Below are 17,834 nucleotides of genomic sequence, written 5' to 3'. Positions count from 1 at the left end.
TAATTGATTATGATTGATAAATATTCGCAATGTTGATTAAACAAAGATGATTTACCTTATTATTGGAATTTGATTGATAATTTATTCTTTTCTATATTTTGGAACTATAGTATAATGAAATAGGGTATATGAATTAAAATAATTAGTTAAATATGGAATGAATATTTAGGATATATAAGAAGAAAAATTCCATTAATAGTGTGGTTGAGAGCAAGTTCTAATTGCATAATAGTATATAAAATTATCATACTATGAGCTATTTATTTGTTGGCATAAATGTTTTGAGAATTATGAACTGGGGAGGAATGGGTAATAAATGAATGAAATGAATATTATTACAAACATGCAAAGTCCTCAAGAAAAGGGTACGGAAATAACTATTAGTATTGAAAATGAAATAGAACAAAATTTATTATATAAATTTCTAATTGGGAATGATGGAACTTGGGAGACTATTAAAGATTTTCAAATTGATAGTTGTGTTAAATGGCAGCCTAAGGATGATGGAAAATATATAATAATGGTACAAGCCAAAAGAGAAGGAAGTAAGAAATCTTTCGATTTTATGTCTAAAATCGATTACATAATTGGCAAGTGTGAGGAAAATTTAATAAAATCCATATATTTAGATAAAGATGAAGTTAAAATTGGAGAAAAGATTAACTTAACTGTAGAGGGAATTTCGCCATCTATAATGTATAGATACTGGGTTAAAGAAAACTCTCGTTGGACTCTTTTAACGGATTATTCTGCTCAAAATAATCTAAGTTATACTCCAAAGCAACAAGGAGAAATGGAATTTTTAGTAGAATGCAAAAATATACAGTCAAAAAATTTATTTGATGACTTTAAGTCTATAAGATTTGAGATTTTACCGATTTCTTCATTAGAAATAACCAATTTGAAATGTATATCTACAGAGCTTTTAGTCGATAGTGAACTTATTTTTGAAGTTGAAGCTAATTTTGATGAAAGCAGAGTTATATTATATAAATTTGTTAAAATAAATGAATATGGAGAAGCAACTTGTATTCAAGATTATTCTACTAAAAGGCTAGTTAGTTTTAGTGAGAATAAAAAAGGAGATTATAAACTTTTATGCTTGGCTAAAGATATGTATTCGCCTAAAGAATTTGATGATAGAGCTATTATTCATTATAAAATTGCTCCTTATAATACTATTAAACTTCTTAATTTTACTAGTGACTTAAGTTCTCCTCAAGTTATAGATACTGCTATAACACTAAAGGCAGTAGCATCAGGTGGTAGAGAGTTATTATATAGGTTTGTCATAGATGGCAATGAAAGTCAAACTACTAAATATAATAATGCAAACAGCTATCTTTGGAAGCCTACAAAATGTGGAGAATATATTGTTGAAGTTTATATTAAAGATAAATCTTTTGATGGGGATTATGAACTTAAAGAAAAAATGAATTTTACTATTGAGGAAGACTTTGTAGAAAAGGTAGAGATAGCTGAAATCTTATTTGATAAGAAAAGACAGCTTTTAATTAAAGAACCTATAAATGTTAAAGTTATTGCTACTGGTGGAACAGAATTAAAATATAGTTTTATAGTTAAGAAAAATGATAGAATAGTCGATAAAATAGAATATGGAGATCATAATTGGGTTGACTTTTCTCCAGAAGAAGTAGGACAGTATGAACTTGAGATTATGGTTAAGGATAAACGATCTAAAAGAGAATATGATGTTCATTCTGTAACTTATATTGATTGCTATGAATATATTCCAGCTAAGATAGAATATCTTCTAACATCTAGCAAAGAATATTATTTAGTAGGAGATTCCATAGTATTAGAAGCAGTAATGGAAAATACAGAAGATAGTCTTATAAAATATAATATTAAAATAAATGGCCATGAGGTTGAAAAATCTGACTTTATATCAGAGAAAAAATTTAGATTTATTCCAAGATGTGCAGGTAGATATGTTGTAGATATTATGAGTAAAAATATTTCAAGTACAGTGGAATACGATAGTAAAAAAAGTTTAATTTTCAATGTATTAGAGGCACCACCAATTACAAATTGTAAAATAACTATTGATAAAGAAGAATTTAAATGTAATGAGTCAGTAAATTTTGCAGTAAATTCTCAAGGTGGAAAAGATACAATATATGAATTTTACCTTATGGAAAAAGGCGATTGGAGATTAATTCAAAAGTATAGTAAAAAAAGTTATTATACTTTTATACCATTTAAAAAGGGCTTCTATAAACTATTGGCATTAACAAAAAGCAGTCATAAGAAGATAGCATATGAAGACTACGATATACTAGAGATTAAGGTAAACTCATAAAAGTTTTGAAAGATAGGTGAGAATTTTGACGGTACAAAACATGGGAAGCACTGAAAATAATACTATTAATAGCATGATGCCAATTATGCTAGCAGCAAGTATGTTTAAAGGTTCAGGAGAAGGTAGTGGAGAAGGCTTTAATATGATTCTAAGTAGTCTTTTAAATGCCTTAAGAGAAAAGGATGAAGCAAGCAAAATTAGTGGACAAGCTGCTTTAGGGGGAAATAATGACTTAACTCATATTACAGATTTAATTTTAAGACCTAACTATAATTTAGATGGAATCGCAAGTAGAGGTGCTAGTAGTGCTAGCTATCATGGAATTAGTAATGGATATGTTTCCCCTACAACACCTGTAAGTGATGATATTAGGATTGAAAGTGCAATTAAAGAGGCTTCATTAAAGCATAATGTAAATGAAGGCTTAATAAGAGCAATTATAAAGGTTGAGTCAGACTTTAATCCTAAAACTGTATCATGGGCAGGGGCAATGGGGCTTATGCAACTTATGCCTGAAAATGTTAGTCATTATGGAGTTAATGATCCATTTAATATTGAAGAAAATATTGATGCAGGTACAAGACATATAAAAGATTATCTAGAAATGTTTAATGGAGATTTAGAAATGGCATTAGCAGCTTATAATTGTGGTCCAGGAACCATGCAGTGGAGAGACGTAAAAACTCATGCTGATTTTAATAAATTGCCAGAAGAAACTCAAAATTATCTTGTGAAAATAAAAAAATATTACAACCCTTAGTCAATGGAAAATGGAGAATTGACAATTGACAATTGTGGTTGAAATTAATTCTTTACGAATTAATTTCTTTAATTGATTTTTAAACTAGCAATACAATTGCTAGTTTTTTTATAAGAAGTTACTATGTAACTTCAAAAAAATTAATTTTTAATTTCTCAGCTTTTGCTGAGAAATATCCATAATTGTGAATTTTGCATTGTGAATTGTGAATTGAATAACCTCTTGTTTTATTTTATTCTAAATGTATATAATAAGGAGTGTTAAGTTAGCCGTTGAAAGGTAGGATTAGAATATGATGGAAAGATTAGATAAAGTTTTAGCAAATTTAGGTCATGGAAGTAGGAAAGAGGTTAAGGCACTATGCAAAAAAGGAGAAGTTTTAGTTAATGGTGAAGAAGTTAAAGATAGTGCTATAAAAATTAACCCTGAAGTTGATATTATTGAGGTTAAAGGGGAAGTTTTAAATTATAGAGAGTTTATATATATAATGATGAATAAGCCTGATGGAGTGGTAAGTGCTACCTTTGACAATTATGATGAAACAGTAATAGATATTTTAGAACCAGAATATCAAGTCTTTAAGCCATTTCCTATAGGAAGACTAGACAAAGATACAGTAGGATTACTTTTAATAACTAATGATGGGGAGTTAAACCATAAATTAATATCTCCTAAAAGTCATGTAGATAAGGTTTATTATGCAGAAATAGATAAAGCAGTTACAGAGGAAGATGTTAAAGCTTTCGAAGATAGGATTACATTAGATGATGGATACCAGTGTATGCCTGCTAAATTAGAAATACTTGAAGCTAGTGAACATGGTTCAGAAGTTTTAGTTACAATTCAAGAAGGAAAATTTCATCAAGTTAAAAGAATGTTTGAAGCAGTAGGTAAATCTGTAGTTTATTTAAGAAGAATAAGCTTTGGGCCACTAAAAATAGATGAAAATTTAGAAGAAGGCACATATAGAGAGCTAACTGAAGAAGAAATAGAAATGCTTAAAAATGTGTAGAAAAAGCTTAAACAATTGATAATTAATTTCTTTAACTGATTTTAAACTAGCAATACAATTGCTAGTTTTTTTGTATATGCCTCATAATTTAATATTAATATAAAAAAATATTGTGGCGAACACTGTTCGCCGCTACAATTGAGAATTGAGAATGGAAGATTGACAATTAAGGTGGAAATTAATTCTGCAAATTAATTTCTTCAAATACATTTTTCAATAAAAGTGACTGTGTCACTTTAAAAAGAAATCAATTAAAAACTTCTCTTAAAAAGAGAAGTGTCAATAATTGTCCAGTGTCAATCGTCAATTCGTATTGTATAAGGATTATGTAACAATATGTCTTACGAATTAACAGAATATTAACAAAATATACATTTTTATGATGAAAAACCTCTAAATTTAAAAAGATTGTTAATATATTAAGAAATTTCCAATAAAAATATGTATTTTTTATAAAATTTTTTATAAATATACTTGAATATGGATTGAAATAGTAATATAATAAAGGTGCAAAATAAATAAAGAGATATATAGCCCCCTTTTTATTTATTTCAGACAGCCCAACCCCAAGGGCTGTCGCATATTTATTGCATGTCGAATTTTGTTGTAATGCATAGTTTGTCATAAAAAATCTTCTAGTAGCAGAGTCGTACTAGAAGATTTTTTATTTTTAGATACCTTACATATATAGTAATATATCTTTAAATCCACTATGAAATTATAAAAAGTTAACAATTTATAATTTTAAATTTTGAATATATTTCTTATTGAAAACTGTGAATTAAGGATTATTATTATAAATTTAAATTACTATGCTTATGATTCTATATAAATTGTTCCCCTTAGTCACATAAATATCAAAAAAATTACAATTGATAAAGTTAATAATTTTCTTAATAAATTAGAAAAATTTTAAGTGTTACATTGATAATAGTATAAAACTATAAAATAATTAATCTACATATAAGCAAATTATATAAAATTTTACTATTATCGATAATTAAATAGATTTCTGTGTATAATTAAAATATATAAATTAATAATATAGCTTTTAAAAGATAATAATAATATATGATAGATGCAATTTTTAGATATATGAATAATATAAAATGTTTCATACATTATACTTAGCTTTTAATCAAGGAGGGAAAAAATGAGTATTAGAGAAGTTCTAATTAGTTTTATGACAGAACAGGCATATAAACCGCTGAATATTCAGGAACTTGCTAAAGTATTTAGCATTGGTAAAAAAGATGTTAAAGATTTTAAAAAGTTGTTAGATGATATGGAAAAAGACGGACAAATTATTAAAAACAGAGCGGAATTTTATGGAATTCCAGAAAAAATGGGCATGGTTTCAGGAACTTTCCAAGGTCATCAAAGGGGATTTGGCTTTGTTATAGCAGATGAAGAAAGACCGGACATATTTATACCTGCAAGCAATGTTAAAGGTGCAATGCATGGAGATAGAGTAGTAGTAAAAATCTTAAAAGATGAAGACAGAGGACGAAAATGTGAAGGGGAAATAATAAGAATAATTGAAAGAAAAAATAAAAAGTTAGTAGGAATATATGAGGATAGTAAAAATTTCGGTTTTGTAGTACCTGATGATCAAAAAGTAGCTCAGGATATATTTATTCCAAAGAGTGGTAGAAATGATGCAAAGTCTGGTCAAATTGTTGTAGTTGAAATAACTAGATGGCCAGAAAGCAGAAGAAATCCTGAAGGTAAGATTATTGAGATATTAGGTAATAAAGGTGATAGAGGAATTGATATTTTAACTATTATAAGAAAGCATAACCTTCCTGAGGATTTCCCAGAAGATGTTGAAAAGTTTACACTTGATATACCTGAGGAAATACCTAAAGGAGAATATGAGAGAAGACGTGATTTAAGAGACGTAAAGATGGTGACTATAGATGGAGAGGATGCAAAAGATTTAGATGATGCCGTTTCTATAGAGATGCTTTCAAATGGAAACTTCAAATTAGGAGTTCATATTGCAGACGTATCTCACTACGTTAAAGAAAGAAATCCATTAGATAAGGAAGCCTTTAAAAGAGGAACTTCTGTCTACTTAATAGATAGAGTTATACCAATGCTTCCTAAAAAACTTTCAAATGGTGTATGTAGCTTAAATCCTAAAGTGGATAGATTAGCGTTAAGCTGCTTTATGGAAATAGATTCTAATGGTAAAGTTTTAAATCATGAAATAATGGAAAGTATCATCAATACTAATGAGAGAATGACCTATACAGATGTTACTAAAATTTTAAGAGATAAAGACGAAGAAACCATAAAGAAATATGAATATCTTCATGAAGACTTTAAAAATATGGAAAAGCTTTTTGAAATTTTAAATAAGAGAAGATTTAAAAGGGGCTCAATAGATTTTGAATTTGAAGAATCAAAAATTATCTTAGATAAGAACGGAAAACCTATTGATATTAGGCCTTATGAAAGAGCTGTTTCAAATAGAATTATCGAAGAGTTTATGTTAGTTTGTAATGAAACTGTAGCTGAACATATGTTTTGGCTTAACATGCCTTTTGTATATAGAGTTCATGAAGACCCAGACGAAGAAAAATTAATGCATTTTAATGAATTTGTCTACAACTTAGGATACTTTATAAGACATACTTCAGAAGTTCATCCAAGTATGCTTCAAGAGGTCTTAGAAAAAGTAAAGGGTCAAAAAGAAGAAATGGTAGTAAGTAGATTATTACTTCGCTCAATGATGAAAGCTCGTTATTCGCCAGAATGTTTAGGACACTTTGGGCTAGCAGCAAAATACTATTGTCATTTTACTTCGCCAATAAGAAGATATCCAGATCTTATAATTCATAGAATAATTAAAGAGAGCTTAAATGGTGGATTAAGTGATTCAAGAGATAAAAAGCTTAGAAAAATAGTTGAGGATGCTTCAAAACAATCCTCTGATACTGAAAAAATTGCAGTAGAGGCAGAAAGAGAAGTAGATGATCTTAAGAAAGCTGAATACATGTCAGAAAGAATTGGAGAAGAATTTGAAGGTATTATATCTTCAGTTACTAACTTTGGTATGTTTGTAGAACTACCTAATACCATAGAAGGATTAGTTCATATAAGCTTTTTAGATGATGACTACTATAGCTATGACGAAAAACGTATATTACTAATAGGTGAAAGAACTAAGAAAGTATACAGATTAGGTGATGAACTTAAAGTAAGATGCTCTAAGGTTGATCTAGAAGCTCATGAAGTATATTTCGAGATAGTTAAAGATGAAAATGAAGAAACAGAACTAGCTTTAAGTGACTATCCTGTATTGCCTCTTGATGAGTTTAAAGAGGAATATTCATTATTAGAAAGTTATGATATAGAAGAATAAAAAACTGAAAGTCATGGGTAACCATGACTTTTTTGTAATTTTGTCGAAAACTTAAAAATACTTAGAAATAAAGTATTTTTAAGTATTTTTAACCTTAACATTGTTCCATAGAATTGTATTATGAGGGAAAACATAATATAATATACAGTATATCGATATTAACTTTATACAAAATTAGATCATTTTTATATAAAATTTGTTTTGAAAGAAATGGAGGTAGGTTTTATGGGTATTTCATTAAAAAAAGGACAAAAAGTTGATTTAACAAAAGGTAATCCAGGGCTAAAAAATTTATTAATTGGGCTTGGATGGGACACTAATAAATATGATGGTGGTCATTCGTTTGATTTAGATGCGGCAGCATTTGCCCTTGGAGAAGATGGAAAAGTACAGAGTGAACAAGATTTTGTATTTTTCAATAATTTAAAACATAGCTCAGGTTCAATAGCACATTTAGGAGATAACTTAACAGGTGACGGAGATGGTGATGATGAGCAAATAACAATTGACTTATCTAAAATTCCAGCCAACATAAGCAAAGTTGATTTTACTGTAACAATTTATGATCCAATAACAAGAGGGCAAAACTTTGGACAAGTATCTAATGCTTTTGTAAGAGTAGTAAATGCTGATAATAACACTGAATTAATCAGATATGATTTAGGAGAAGATTTTAGTATTGAAACAGCTGTTATAGTTGGGGAAATATATAGAAATAATGGAGAATGGAAATTTAATGCAATAGGAAGTGGCTTTGAAGGTGGACTAGAAGCTTTATGCAGAAACTTTGGATTAAATGTATAAGGCATCTTCAAAAAATAGTAGACCAGTATGTTAGCCTATTTTCCATCATACTGCGTTGTCAGAACCCGCTTATAGCTCCACTATGAGCAGAACCTGACGCCTTGTCTGATGTAAGGCATATTCAAAAAAATAACTAGTCAGTATGCTCACCTATTTTGTATCATACTGATTCGTCAGAACTCCATGATAGCTAGCCTATCATGAAAACCTGTCTCCTTGTCTGATGCAAAATATGTTTCACATCTTTAACTAGTTATTTTATTTCATATGCCTAAAATATACTAATATCTTTGATCTATTATTTTCTTTCAGATGCATAAAAGATACTTAACTCAAGTATCTTTCTTCATATATGAAGGTTATGTGGCCAATGAGGAGGAATAGAAATGGGAGTAATGTTAAAAAAAGGACAAAAAGTTGACTTAACTAAAGGATATCCTAAATTAACAAAAATAATAGTAGGCTTAGGATGGGATACCAACTCATATGACGGAGGATATGATTTCGATTTGGATGCTGCTGCTTTTTTATTGCTAAATAATGGAAGGGTTTCAGCAGATGAAGATTTTGTATTTTATAATAATTTGAGCCATGAATCAGGTTCTGTACTTCATATGGGAGATAATCTTACAGGAGATGGTGAAGGTGATGATGAGCAAATAACAATTGATTTAAGTAAGATACCATCAAATATTGAAAAAATAGCTTTCACAGTTACCATTCACGAAGCAGATATAAGACGACAAAATTTTGGACAAGTATCTAATGCTTTTGTAAGAATTGTTGATGCATCAACAGAAAAAGAGTTGCTTAAATATGATTTAGGAGAAGACTTTAGCGTAGAAACAGCATTAGTTGTTGCAGAAATATATAGATATAATGGTGAGTGGAAATTTAATGCAATAGGCAGTGGATTCCAAGGGGGATTGGAAGCACTTTGCAAAAATTTTGGAGTGAACGTATAGAAAATTTAGCCAAAAGAGGTGAGACACATGTCAGTTAATTTACAAAAAGGACAAAAGGTTAGTTTAACTAAAGATAATGCTTCATTATCTAAAATTGTAGTAGGTTTAGGATGGGATGCAGCAGAAAGTAAAAGTGGTGGATTTTTTGGAGGACTTTTTGGAGGAAAATCGGTAGCAAACATAGATTGTGATGCTTCAGTATTTATGCTAAACCAAAATGGTAAATTAGTAGGTAATAAAAGTGTAGTATATTTTGGAAATCTAAAAAGCTCCTGTGGTGGAGTAGTTCACACTGGGGATAATCTTACAGGAGATGGTGATGGAGATGATGAGCAAATCATTGTTGAGTTAAATAAAATTAGCCCTAATATCCATAGATTGCTATTTACTGTAAATATATATGATTGTATAAAGAGAAAACAAGATTTTGGTATGATAAAAAATGCCTTTATAAGAGTAGTTGATGCTAAAACAAGAAAAGAGTTAATAAAATATAATCTATCAGATGACTATAGTGGTAAGACAACACTATTAGTTGGAGAGTTGTATCATCATGATGGTGAGTGGAAATTTTCTGCACTAGGTGAAGGTACAAATGATACAGGTCTTCAGGACATTGCAAATAGATTAAGATAGTGTATTTTAAAAATTTAGAAGATTAATAAAGAGGTGTAAAAATGAAATTCTTCAAAGAGTCAAAAGAAGAGGTCTTGAAAGAATTAGATGTAGATTCGTCGCGGGGATTATCTAATGAAGAAGTTAAAAAAAGAATTGAGAAATATGGACATAATCAATTCACTAAACAAGAAGAAGGTAGTCTTTGGGATGATATTAAGGATGCAGTAACAGAACCTATGATGATAATCCTTTTAATTGCTGCTGGTATAAGCGCATTAATAGGTGAATATCATGATGCAATTGGAATTATCTGTGCTATATCATTAGGTATTACTATTGGAATAGTAACAGAGGGAAAATCTAAAAAAGCAGCAGAAGCCCTAGCTAAAATGACAGAAGATATTGAAGTTAAAGCAATTAGGGGTGGAAAAATACTACAGGTTAATAAAAGTGAACTTGTACCTGGAGATATAATCATGGTTGAAACTGGTGACATGGTGCCAGCAGATGCTAGATTAATTGAAAGCTTAGATTTAAAAGTAAGAGAAGATATGTTAACAGGAGAGTCAGATGACGTATCTAAAAATGCAGACAATATAATAGAAATGGAAGTTATAGAGTCTGAAGGAAAAAATATAGTTCAAGACCCAATTCCAGCAAAACAAACTAATATGCTATTTGGGGGTACTCTTATAGCTTATGGAAGAGGTAAAGCTGTATTAACTTCAACAGGAGATAATACAGAAATGGGTAAAATTGCAGCTAGCCTTGTAGAAGATGATGAAGAAACTCCTCTACAAATTAAGCTAGGAGAATTAGGTGGACAAATTTCGAAGATATCTAGTGCTATAGCAGGATTATTATTTATTGCTATGGTTGCAAAAATGATATTATCAGGTGCATTACATATAGATACTTCAGGATTTATGCCATTTTTGGATTCTATAGGTCCAGTTAAAACAGCATTTATAGTATGTGTTGCTTTAATAGTTGCAGCAGTTCCAGAAGGACTTCCAACAATGATAAATATGACATTAGCAATAACAATGCAAAAGATGGCAAAGATTAATGCTCTTGTTACTAAAAAGGAAGCTTGTGAAACAATAGGAGCTGTAAGTGTAGTATGTTCTGATAAAACAGGTACATTAACACAAAATAGAATGACAGTAGAGAAAGTTTATTTAAATGGAAAGTTTGCCCAAAAATCTGAGTTTACTAACGATAATTTCTTCATTGATAACTGTATTGTAAACTCTACAGCAGATATTGAATGCGAGGGTAATTCTTTTAAATATTTAGGAAGTGCTACTGAATGTGCATTACTTCTTTGTAATGACCCACATAATTATAAAGAAAAAAGAGAAAGTGCTGAAATAGTACATCAGATACCATTTACTTCAATGCGTAAGAGAATGGTAACTATTATGAAAAATGGACAAGATTCTGTACTGCTTTCTAAAGGAGCACCAGAGATTATCTTAAGTCTTTGTAAATATGAACATATAAACAATGAAGTAAATGAGCTTACAGAGAAAAGAAGAAGTGAAATTTTATCAGAAATAGAAAAATTACAAAGTCAATCAATGCGTATTTTAGGATTTGGTTATAAATATATAGTATCAGAATTGGCAGAGGTTGCGGTAGATACAATGGCTGCTGACCAATTTGAGGAGAATCTAATATTTACAGGTTTTGTTGGAATTAAAGATCCACTAAGACCAGAAGTTAAGGAAGCTGTAGAAACAGCTAGAAAAGCTGGAGTACAAACTAAAATGCTTACTGGAGACAATATTAATACTGCAGTGGCAATTGGTAAAGAATTAGGAATAGTAACTGATAACATGAGAGCTGTTGAAGCAACTTTTATTGACACTTTAAGCGATGAAAAGCTTAGAGAAGAAATAAAAACAATTGCAATAGTTGCTCGTTCAAAACCAGAAACTAAGATGAGAATAGTTGATGCTCTTCAACATAATGGAGAGGTTGTTGCAGTTACTGGAGATGGAATTAATGATGCGCCAGCATTAACTAAGGCAGATGTTGGAGTAGCAATGGGTATTGCTGGAACAGAAGTTAGTAAGAATGCAGCAGATATAATTCTTACAGACGATAGTTTTGGTACTATTATAAAAGCTATTAAATGGGGAAGAGGAATCTATGAGAACTTCCAAAGATTTATCCAATTCCAAATTACAGTTAATATAGTTGCCTTTCTTATAGCTATTGTTTCTCAGCTTACAGGTCATGAAATGCCGTTTACAACTATTCAATTGTTATGGGTTAACATTATAATGGATGGCCCACCAGCATTAGCATTAGGTTTAGAACCAGTAAGAGATAAGGTGTTAAAGAGAAAACCAGTTAATAGAAAAGCTAATATAATTACAAAACAAATGTTAACTACTATAATATTAAATGCATTATATATAACAGCATTGCTATTTATTCAAATGAATTTTAATATTTTAGGCGCTGAAGTAGCACCTGCTTCAGCTAATGGATTTGTACCTAATGAAATGGAAACCGTATTATTTGGTATATTTGCATTTAGTGCATTATTTAATGCCTTTAACTGTAGGGAATTTGGTAAAGACAGTATAATACCAAACTTTACAAAAAATAAAATTGCTCTAAGAATTATAGCAATAACTGCTATAGGACAATTAATACTTACAGAAGTATTTAAAGATTTCTTTAGTGCAGTAGCATTAAGTCCAATGATGTGGTTAAAGATTATAGGATTATGTTCAACAATTGTAATAGTTAATGAATTAGTTAAACTAGTACTTAGAACATTTGGAGCAAAAGAAGATATGAATATAGAAGGTAAAATTTCAGCTTAATAGAAATTTTAGTTTTTATAATTCTATATAAAGGATAGTAATAAAAAGCAGCTGCTAAAAACAGCTGCTTTTTTCATAAATTGTTAATTTCAATTGGTGAATTATGAATTAAACCACCCCTGGGGAACAGTAGCGAAGCCCGTTAGGGTTGCCCGGGGGTGCAGTATAGTTCGGAGCAAAAACCAGTAAACTTACACTAAGATTATGGAGAAAAACAATACAATTAAGATATTGTTCAATACTGCAGATGCAGCACCATATACTACTGCACCCCAGGGGTCTGTATAAAAAGCAGCTACATATTTAGAGTTTGTAGCTGTTTTTATTTTAGTTAAAGTTCATAATTATGTTACAGACCCCAGGGGTGGAAGATAAAATTTCTCAGTGATAACTGAGAAATATCCATAATTGTGAATTGTGCATTGTGAACTGTGAATTAGAAAAAAGAGTTCAACGAACTTTTTTCTAAATATGACTAAGGACTTTTTCTAATATTTCTTCAGAAGCTTTAACTCCTATATTTTTAGTAATATAGATATTTTTATAGTTATCAATTAGCAGTTTTTCTCTCATTGGAGAATGTTTAGGTACCATTCCAACAGTAGAATTTACAAGCATAGGTAGATCAAATTCAGAATCTCCTGAACTATATAAATCGTAGTCATTTTCAATTTCCATTATATACTCAAGAGGTGAATATTTGTTTATACATAGTGGAATTATATATAATTTTCTACCATGAATTATTAAAGTGTAATCACTGTCTAAACAAATGGTTTGGGCCTTTTGGATAAGAGTATTATCTAAAAGGCTTTTATCTTTTAAAATAGCACATAAATATAGATCTTCACAAAGGGAATAAGATTCTATATAAGAGCTATTGATTAGAAAATTACAATACTTTATCATCAAAGTTAAAGGTGGAATTTTATTTAAGTTTTCTTTTATAATTTTATCCCAACTATGAAGAGGAACACCATCTTTAAGTATAACTCCACCATTACACATAACAGCATACTTAGGAACTACTTTTTTATTAAATAGTTCTATTCTTTTAAACTGATGTTGAACTCTTGTGGTAATAGGAATAAAAGTTATTTTTTTATTTACTTCATATAATAAATTTTCAATTTCCAAGGAAACATATGAAGTAGGTGAATTATTTTTATATTCAGCCACCATAAGATTATTCATATTACATTTTTTAAATTCTTTAAAAAATTTATTAGAATATATAAGTGTTCTATCTAAATCTGAAGCATAAATCATCTTTTCATCTCCATAATAATTCCACAACAACTGTAAGACATATCTTTATAAACCATTATAGGAACCCCTCTATCTTCAGCAAGTTTATATATATGGATAAGATTTGGATTATCTAAAGAATCTACTAGTATTCTCCATGGTACCCTTCTAAGTAGCACTCTAGTGGTTTCTCCAATGCCAGGTTTAATATGATTGATGTTTTTAATATTAAATAATTCTTTTATACGATTTACCTCAGAAAGCCCTCTATAATCTACAATAGTATTCTCTTTATCTAGAATAAAGTCTTTTTCGGTTAATGTTAATTCATTAAAACACTTAGATATTTCATCAATAAAGAAATTGGATACATCAATGTTTGACCATTCACTATAAAACTTAGCACCATGAAAGTCATCTTTAAAGATAAATTTATCATTGTGAACTGTTCTACTCACAAGACCGGATACAGTGGAGTTAAGGCAGGCACTAGGAATAAGAAAATCCTCTCTTGTTCCATATATTTTTGAGGCGTATGCTGGATCAGAAAGAACAGCAAGAGTTGGATCTAATTTAATTCCGTACTCCTTATAAAAATCATTGCAAGAAGAAATTAAAGTATCTTGAATAACTCCTTTTCCGGTCCAGCCATCAATAAATTGTATATTACAGTTTGGATGATTATCTATAATATATTTTATAGCATTTTTATCTACGCCTTTATCTCTAATTATTGAAATGCTATAATGTGGAAAATCCAAATTGTACTTTAGTTTTATATATCTTTTTATTAAAATTCCAATAGGAGTACCAGCTCGGGCAAGAGATACTAAAACTAAATTATCCACATTTTTATTTAAAATTTTTTCACTTACTATTTGAATTAAATTAGCTATTTTATTCTTTGAATGTTGCAGAGTACTATAGAATATACTCATGTATTCCTCGCTAGGATGATATTCAATAGGTAACATTTCTGAATAATGAGTACCTAAATCCATTGCTACCTCTCTTGTTAAATTGTCTTCTTCTTTAATTAATTTACTAATATCTTTTAATAAGAATATTACATCAGAAGTATTATAACTTCCAGAAAATCTAGTATAATTCATCATATAAACCACCTTAATTAGCTTTTAAAGGATACAAAGATAACCTTCAAAATTCCTAAGTTCTTTAATTTTTCTAATAAACTTTCTTTACTTTTGTTATCTAGTGGCCTTTCAGTAAAATAAATTAAGTTTTTATAAGTTCCACTAGGAATATTATAAATATAATTTTTATTAGATTTATTAAATAGTGAATCCATTTCTATTTTATTTTTTATCCCATAGAACTCATAACTATTATCACAATATATTGGACTTATAGTAGATGAATGGAAAAGTATATTATCACCTAAATTACAAGCTACAAGGCTTGGCATAAATATAAACTCTTCATGTCCAAGGCATAAAGTAGGACTATCATCAAGTTTATCTTTAATTATTTCTGTAACTTTTTCTACTTCACTAGATAAATTATTCCAATCATAAGGAGTTATACCAAATCTACCACTATATCTATGAAATCCCTCTATATTTTCTTTATGATCTATTAGTACTTCTTCAGAAGAAATAGAGTTATTAAAAGATACAATATTAGACTTAACTTCAGTTACTTCACCAGATTTTTCACAATTAAAATTTCCCTTAATTAGAGAAAATGCAGATAAGTTGATATCTTCTATGTCATTAAAAAGTTTTAAATTATCAGCACTTCTCCAATCTAAAATAGATATAACAGAAAAGTTATTACATTTTAGATTATTATTTAGCTCCTTTATAAGATTTAATGAAGTTTTACCAGTGGTAATCTCATCATCTACAAGTACAATTTCATCACAATTCATAAGTAACTCATCATTAAGAGGATACATAAGATGATCAACGGCATGAGAATGTTCCTCTTTAAAAAGACAATAGGATTTTAATGAAAGTAGCTCATCTCTAGTAGTTTGAATATAATAGGCATTTTCAAAAGAAGCTGCAACAGCCTGTCCTAAAGCGGTAGCTGTTTCAGCAAAGCCTATAAATAATGTTTTTTTATCTAAGACTAATTTTTCATTTAGAATATCTAGACTATCCTTTGAAATTTTATTAATGGAAGTAGTATTAAGATTTATCAAATCCACAACTAAAGTCTCTATATTACTATCCTTTAGATTATTTTTTCTAGAAAAATAGTCTCTTGCAAGAATATTTCCTACAAGTCTTAAGTTATATGGTGACATAGGTACATGTTTTCCAATAACCTTGCTAACAAATAAGAAACTCCTTTTAGGATTTTTTCTTGCTGCTACAGAAAATAAGGCATTGTAGGGAATATTATATTGATTTTCTGTTATTTCTATATCTAATTTTAATTTATTTTGCATATTAAAGTTGAGATGATCTAGACAGTATGTCTTTGTAAGTAAATCCATTATTTAAAACCCCCATAATCTTTGCTCTAAGTAAAATATTTTTAGCCCATGTTAAATGAGGCTTCACTTCATTCATTTTATTATTAAAATTGCTCTTTAATACACCATTACTAGAAGAATCAACTATTTTTTTAGCATCTATATAATCTTCATAGGTAACAACATATAGGGAGTTGACCACATTTACTTGCTTTGGATGTATTACCACCTTACCAGTTAGCCCATTTATAATATCTAAGTGTACTTCTTTAATAAGACCAGATAATACATCTATATTGTGAATATCATAATATTCATGTACAACTCCTGATATTACAAAGTCTTCTGGTTTAAATATATTTATAATATCACTTATACAATCACTAATGGATACTACATCATAGATAGTATCACCGATTCCACGCCTAATTCCTAAAATCCCACACAAATCTGTTCCACCAATTCTTACGTTTAATACATAGGAATTATACTTTTTTAATATATCTCTAATTTTTATAAGTTCATTAAATCTGTATTCTTTGTATAGAATCTCATAGGATTCTAAGATTGGCATTCCATAAAGATGTGCATTATTATCTAAATTATATTTTTCTAACTTACTAAAATACATCTCTCCTATAGAGGAGGTGAACTTTGGAAAAACAAATCCACAAAGTGCAGATTTAGGACAATTATTAAGACAGAAGTCAAATTGATTAACATTTCTAACTCTTATAAATAAAAGAGGAAGGTCCTCTAAGGAAATCTCATCTTTTGAAAGTTTAGTTTCTATTTCTATAAATGTTTCAATAAGATTTTTTTCTGCTATAGCAACATTTGAATCGGATACAGCATCTTCTAAACAAATTATTATAGTATTTGCGCCTAGTTTTTTCTGAACTAATATATTGTCAAATAAATTTTCTTTTAGAGGATTTATGTAAAGCGTAGCACCTAAGGAATGAGATAATATTTCCTTTGAAGAATGTAATGAATATTCCTCTGGTGGAATGAAAAATATCTCTTTGTAATTGTCTATATGTCGAAAATAATTCATGTGATAACCTCCGTCTAGTTAAGGCAATTTTTTACGTGCCTAAATAATTAAAAATATAACAAACTTCTATAATTACTATAATATAATATTTCCTTAATTAATATAACTAAAATATTCAAGATTTTAAAATATATTATTAGGGGGTACGGAGTAAAATAACTATAGATTATTTAGTTATAGTTGAGAAAACTTTATAATATATAAGTAAATTATAATGTAGTATATATTTTTTAAATATTGAGTAGTTAAATGGATAGATAAGCAGGAATTTTACAATAACCTAAAAGATAAAAACAACAAATAGAATATGCGACATAATATTTTTAGAATGCAAATTAAGGGAAGTCACTTCAAAAGTGACTTCCCTCAAAAATTTATATATTACTAATAC

Annotated in this window: 12 protein-coding genes; 8 read left to right on the top strand and 4 right to left on the bottom strand. The window is 29.0% G+C overall.

Annotation, left to right across the window (positions count from 1 at the left end; genetic code table 11):
- The first annotated feature begins 316 nt into the window (after positions 1–316).
- The 8 genes from ACWPW7_RS22765 to ACWPW7_RS22730 all read left to right on the top strand — a co-directional run bounded on the left by ACWPW7_RS22765 (position 317) and on the right by ACWPW7_RS22730 (position 12,695).
- The gene (locus tag ACWPW7_RS22765; RefSeq protein WP_454055440.1) at positions 317–2,323 is read left to right on the top strand and encodes a triple tyrosine motif-containing protein; all 2,007 of its coding nucleotides are present in this window, start codon (positions 317–319) and stop codon (positions 2,321–2,323) included.
- A 25-nt stretch (positions 2,324–2,348) separates the two neighbouring features.
- Positions 2,349–3,083, top strand: coding sequence for a lytic transglycosylase domain-containing protein (locus ACWPW7_RS22760; protein ID WP_454055439.1), 735 nt, complete (start codon positions 2,349–2,351; stop codon positions 3,081–3,083).
- A gap of 295 nt (positions 3,084–3,378) precedes the next feature.
- On the top strand, positions 3,379–4,095 hold the full coding sequence (locus ACWPW7_RS22755) for a pseudouridine synthase (RefSeq protein ID WP_454055438.1): 717 nt from the start codon (positions 3,379–3,381) through the stop codon (positions 4,093–4,095).
- A 1,153-nt stretch (positions 4,096–5,248) separates the two neighbouring features.
- Positions 5,249–7,465: a ribonuclease R gene (rnr, locus tag ACWPW7_RS22750; RefSeq protein ID WP_454055437.1), complete on the top strand. Its 2,217-nt coding sequence runs from the start codon at positions 5,249–5,251 to the stop codon at positions 7,463–7,465.
- A 225-nt stretch (positions 7,466–7,690) separates the two neighbouring features.
- Positions 7,691–8,269 carry a TerD family protein gene (locus tag ACWPW7_RS22745; protein WP_039632891.1) on the top strand — a complete coding sequence of 193 codons (579 nt, stop codon included), beginning with the start codon at positions 7,691–7,693 and terminating at the stop codon, positions 8,267–8,269.
- Between the two features lie 386 nt (positions 8,270–8,655).
- The gene (locus ACWPW7_RS22740) at positions 8,656–9,234 is read left to right on the top strand and encodes a TerD family protein (protein WP_454055436.1); all 579 of its coding nucleotides are present in this window, start codon (positions 8,656–8,658) and stop codon (positions 9,232–9,234) included.
- Positions 9,235–9,261: 27 nt separating this feature from the next.
- Positions 9,262–9,870 carry a TerD family protein gene (locus ACWPW7_RS22735; RefSeq protein WP_454055435.1) on the top strand — a complete coding sequence of 203 codons (609 nt, stop codon included), beginning with the start codon at positions 9,262–9,264 and terminating at the stop codon, positions 9,868–9,870.
- A 41-nt stretch (positions 9,871–9,911) separates the two neighbouring features.
- Positions 9,912–12,695 carry a calcium-translocating P-type ATPase, PMCA-type gene (locus ACWPW7_RS22730; protein ID WP_454055434.1) on the top strand — a complete coding sequence of 928 codons (2,784 nt, stop codon included), beginning with the start codon at positions 9,912–9,914 and terminating at the stop codon, positions 12,693–12,695.
- Positions 12,696–13,160: 465 nt separating this feature from the next.
- Here the strand turns inward: ACWPW7_RS22730 and ACWPW7_RS22725 are convergent, their stop codons facing one another.
- From ACWPW7_RS22725 to ACWPW7_RS22710, 4 genes are read right to left on the bottom strand one after another with little or no spacing between them, the layout of a single operon-like run.
- Positions 13,161–13,964, bottom strand: coding sequence for a hypothetical protein (locus ACWPW7_RS22725; RefSeq protein ID WP_454055433.1), 804 nt, complete (start codon positions 13,962–13,964; stop codon positions 13,161–13,163).
- Positions 13,961–15,055 (bottom strand): cysteine protease StiP family protein, encoded by a 1,095-nt coding sequence (locus ACWPW7_RS22720; protein WP_454055432.1) that lies wholly within the window; start codon positions 15,053–15,055, stop codon positions 13,961–13,963. The genes ACWPW7_RS22725 and ACWPW7_RS22720 overlap by 4 nt, the downstream gene beginning before the upstream one ends.
- Positions 15,056–15,072: 17 nt before the next feature.
- The gene (locus ACWPW7_RS22715; protein WP_454055431.1) at positions 15,073–16,407 is read right to left on the bottom strand and encodes a phosphoribosyltransferase domain-containing protein; all 1,335 of its coding nucleotides are present in this window, start codon (positions 16,405–16,407) and stop codon (positions 15,073–15,075) included.
- The gene (locus tag ACWPW7_RS22710; RefSeq protein WP_454055430.1) at positions 16,361–17,443 is read right to left on the bottom strand and encodes an HpcH/HpaI aldolase/citrate lyase family protein; all 1,083 of its coding nucleotides are present in this window, start codon (positions 17,441–17,443) and stop codon (positions 16,361–16,363) included. Before ACWPW7_RS22710 ends, ACWPW7_RS22715 begins: the two co-directional genes overlap by 47 nt.
- Positions 17,444–17,834 lie beyond the last annotated feature (391 nt).

Source organism: Clostridium sp. Marseille-Q7071, assembly GCF_965112025.1.
Note: the sequence above shows the minus strand (reverse complement) of the source record. Positions and strands in the feature narration are given on the sequence as shown.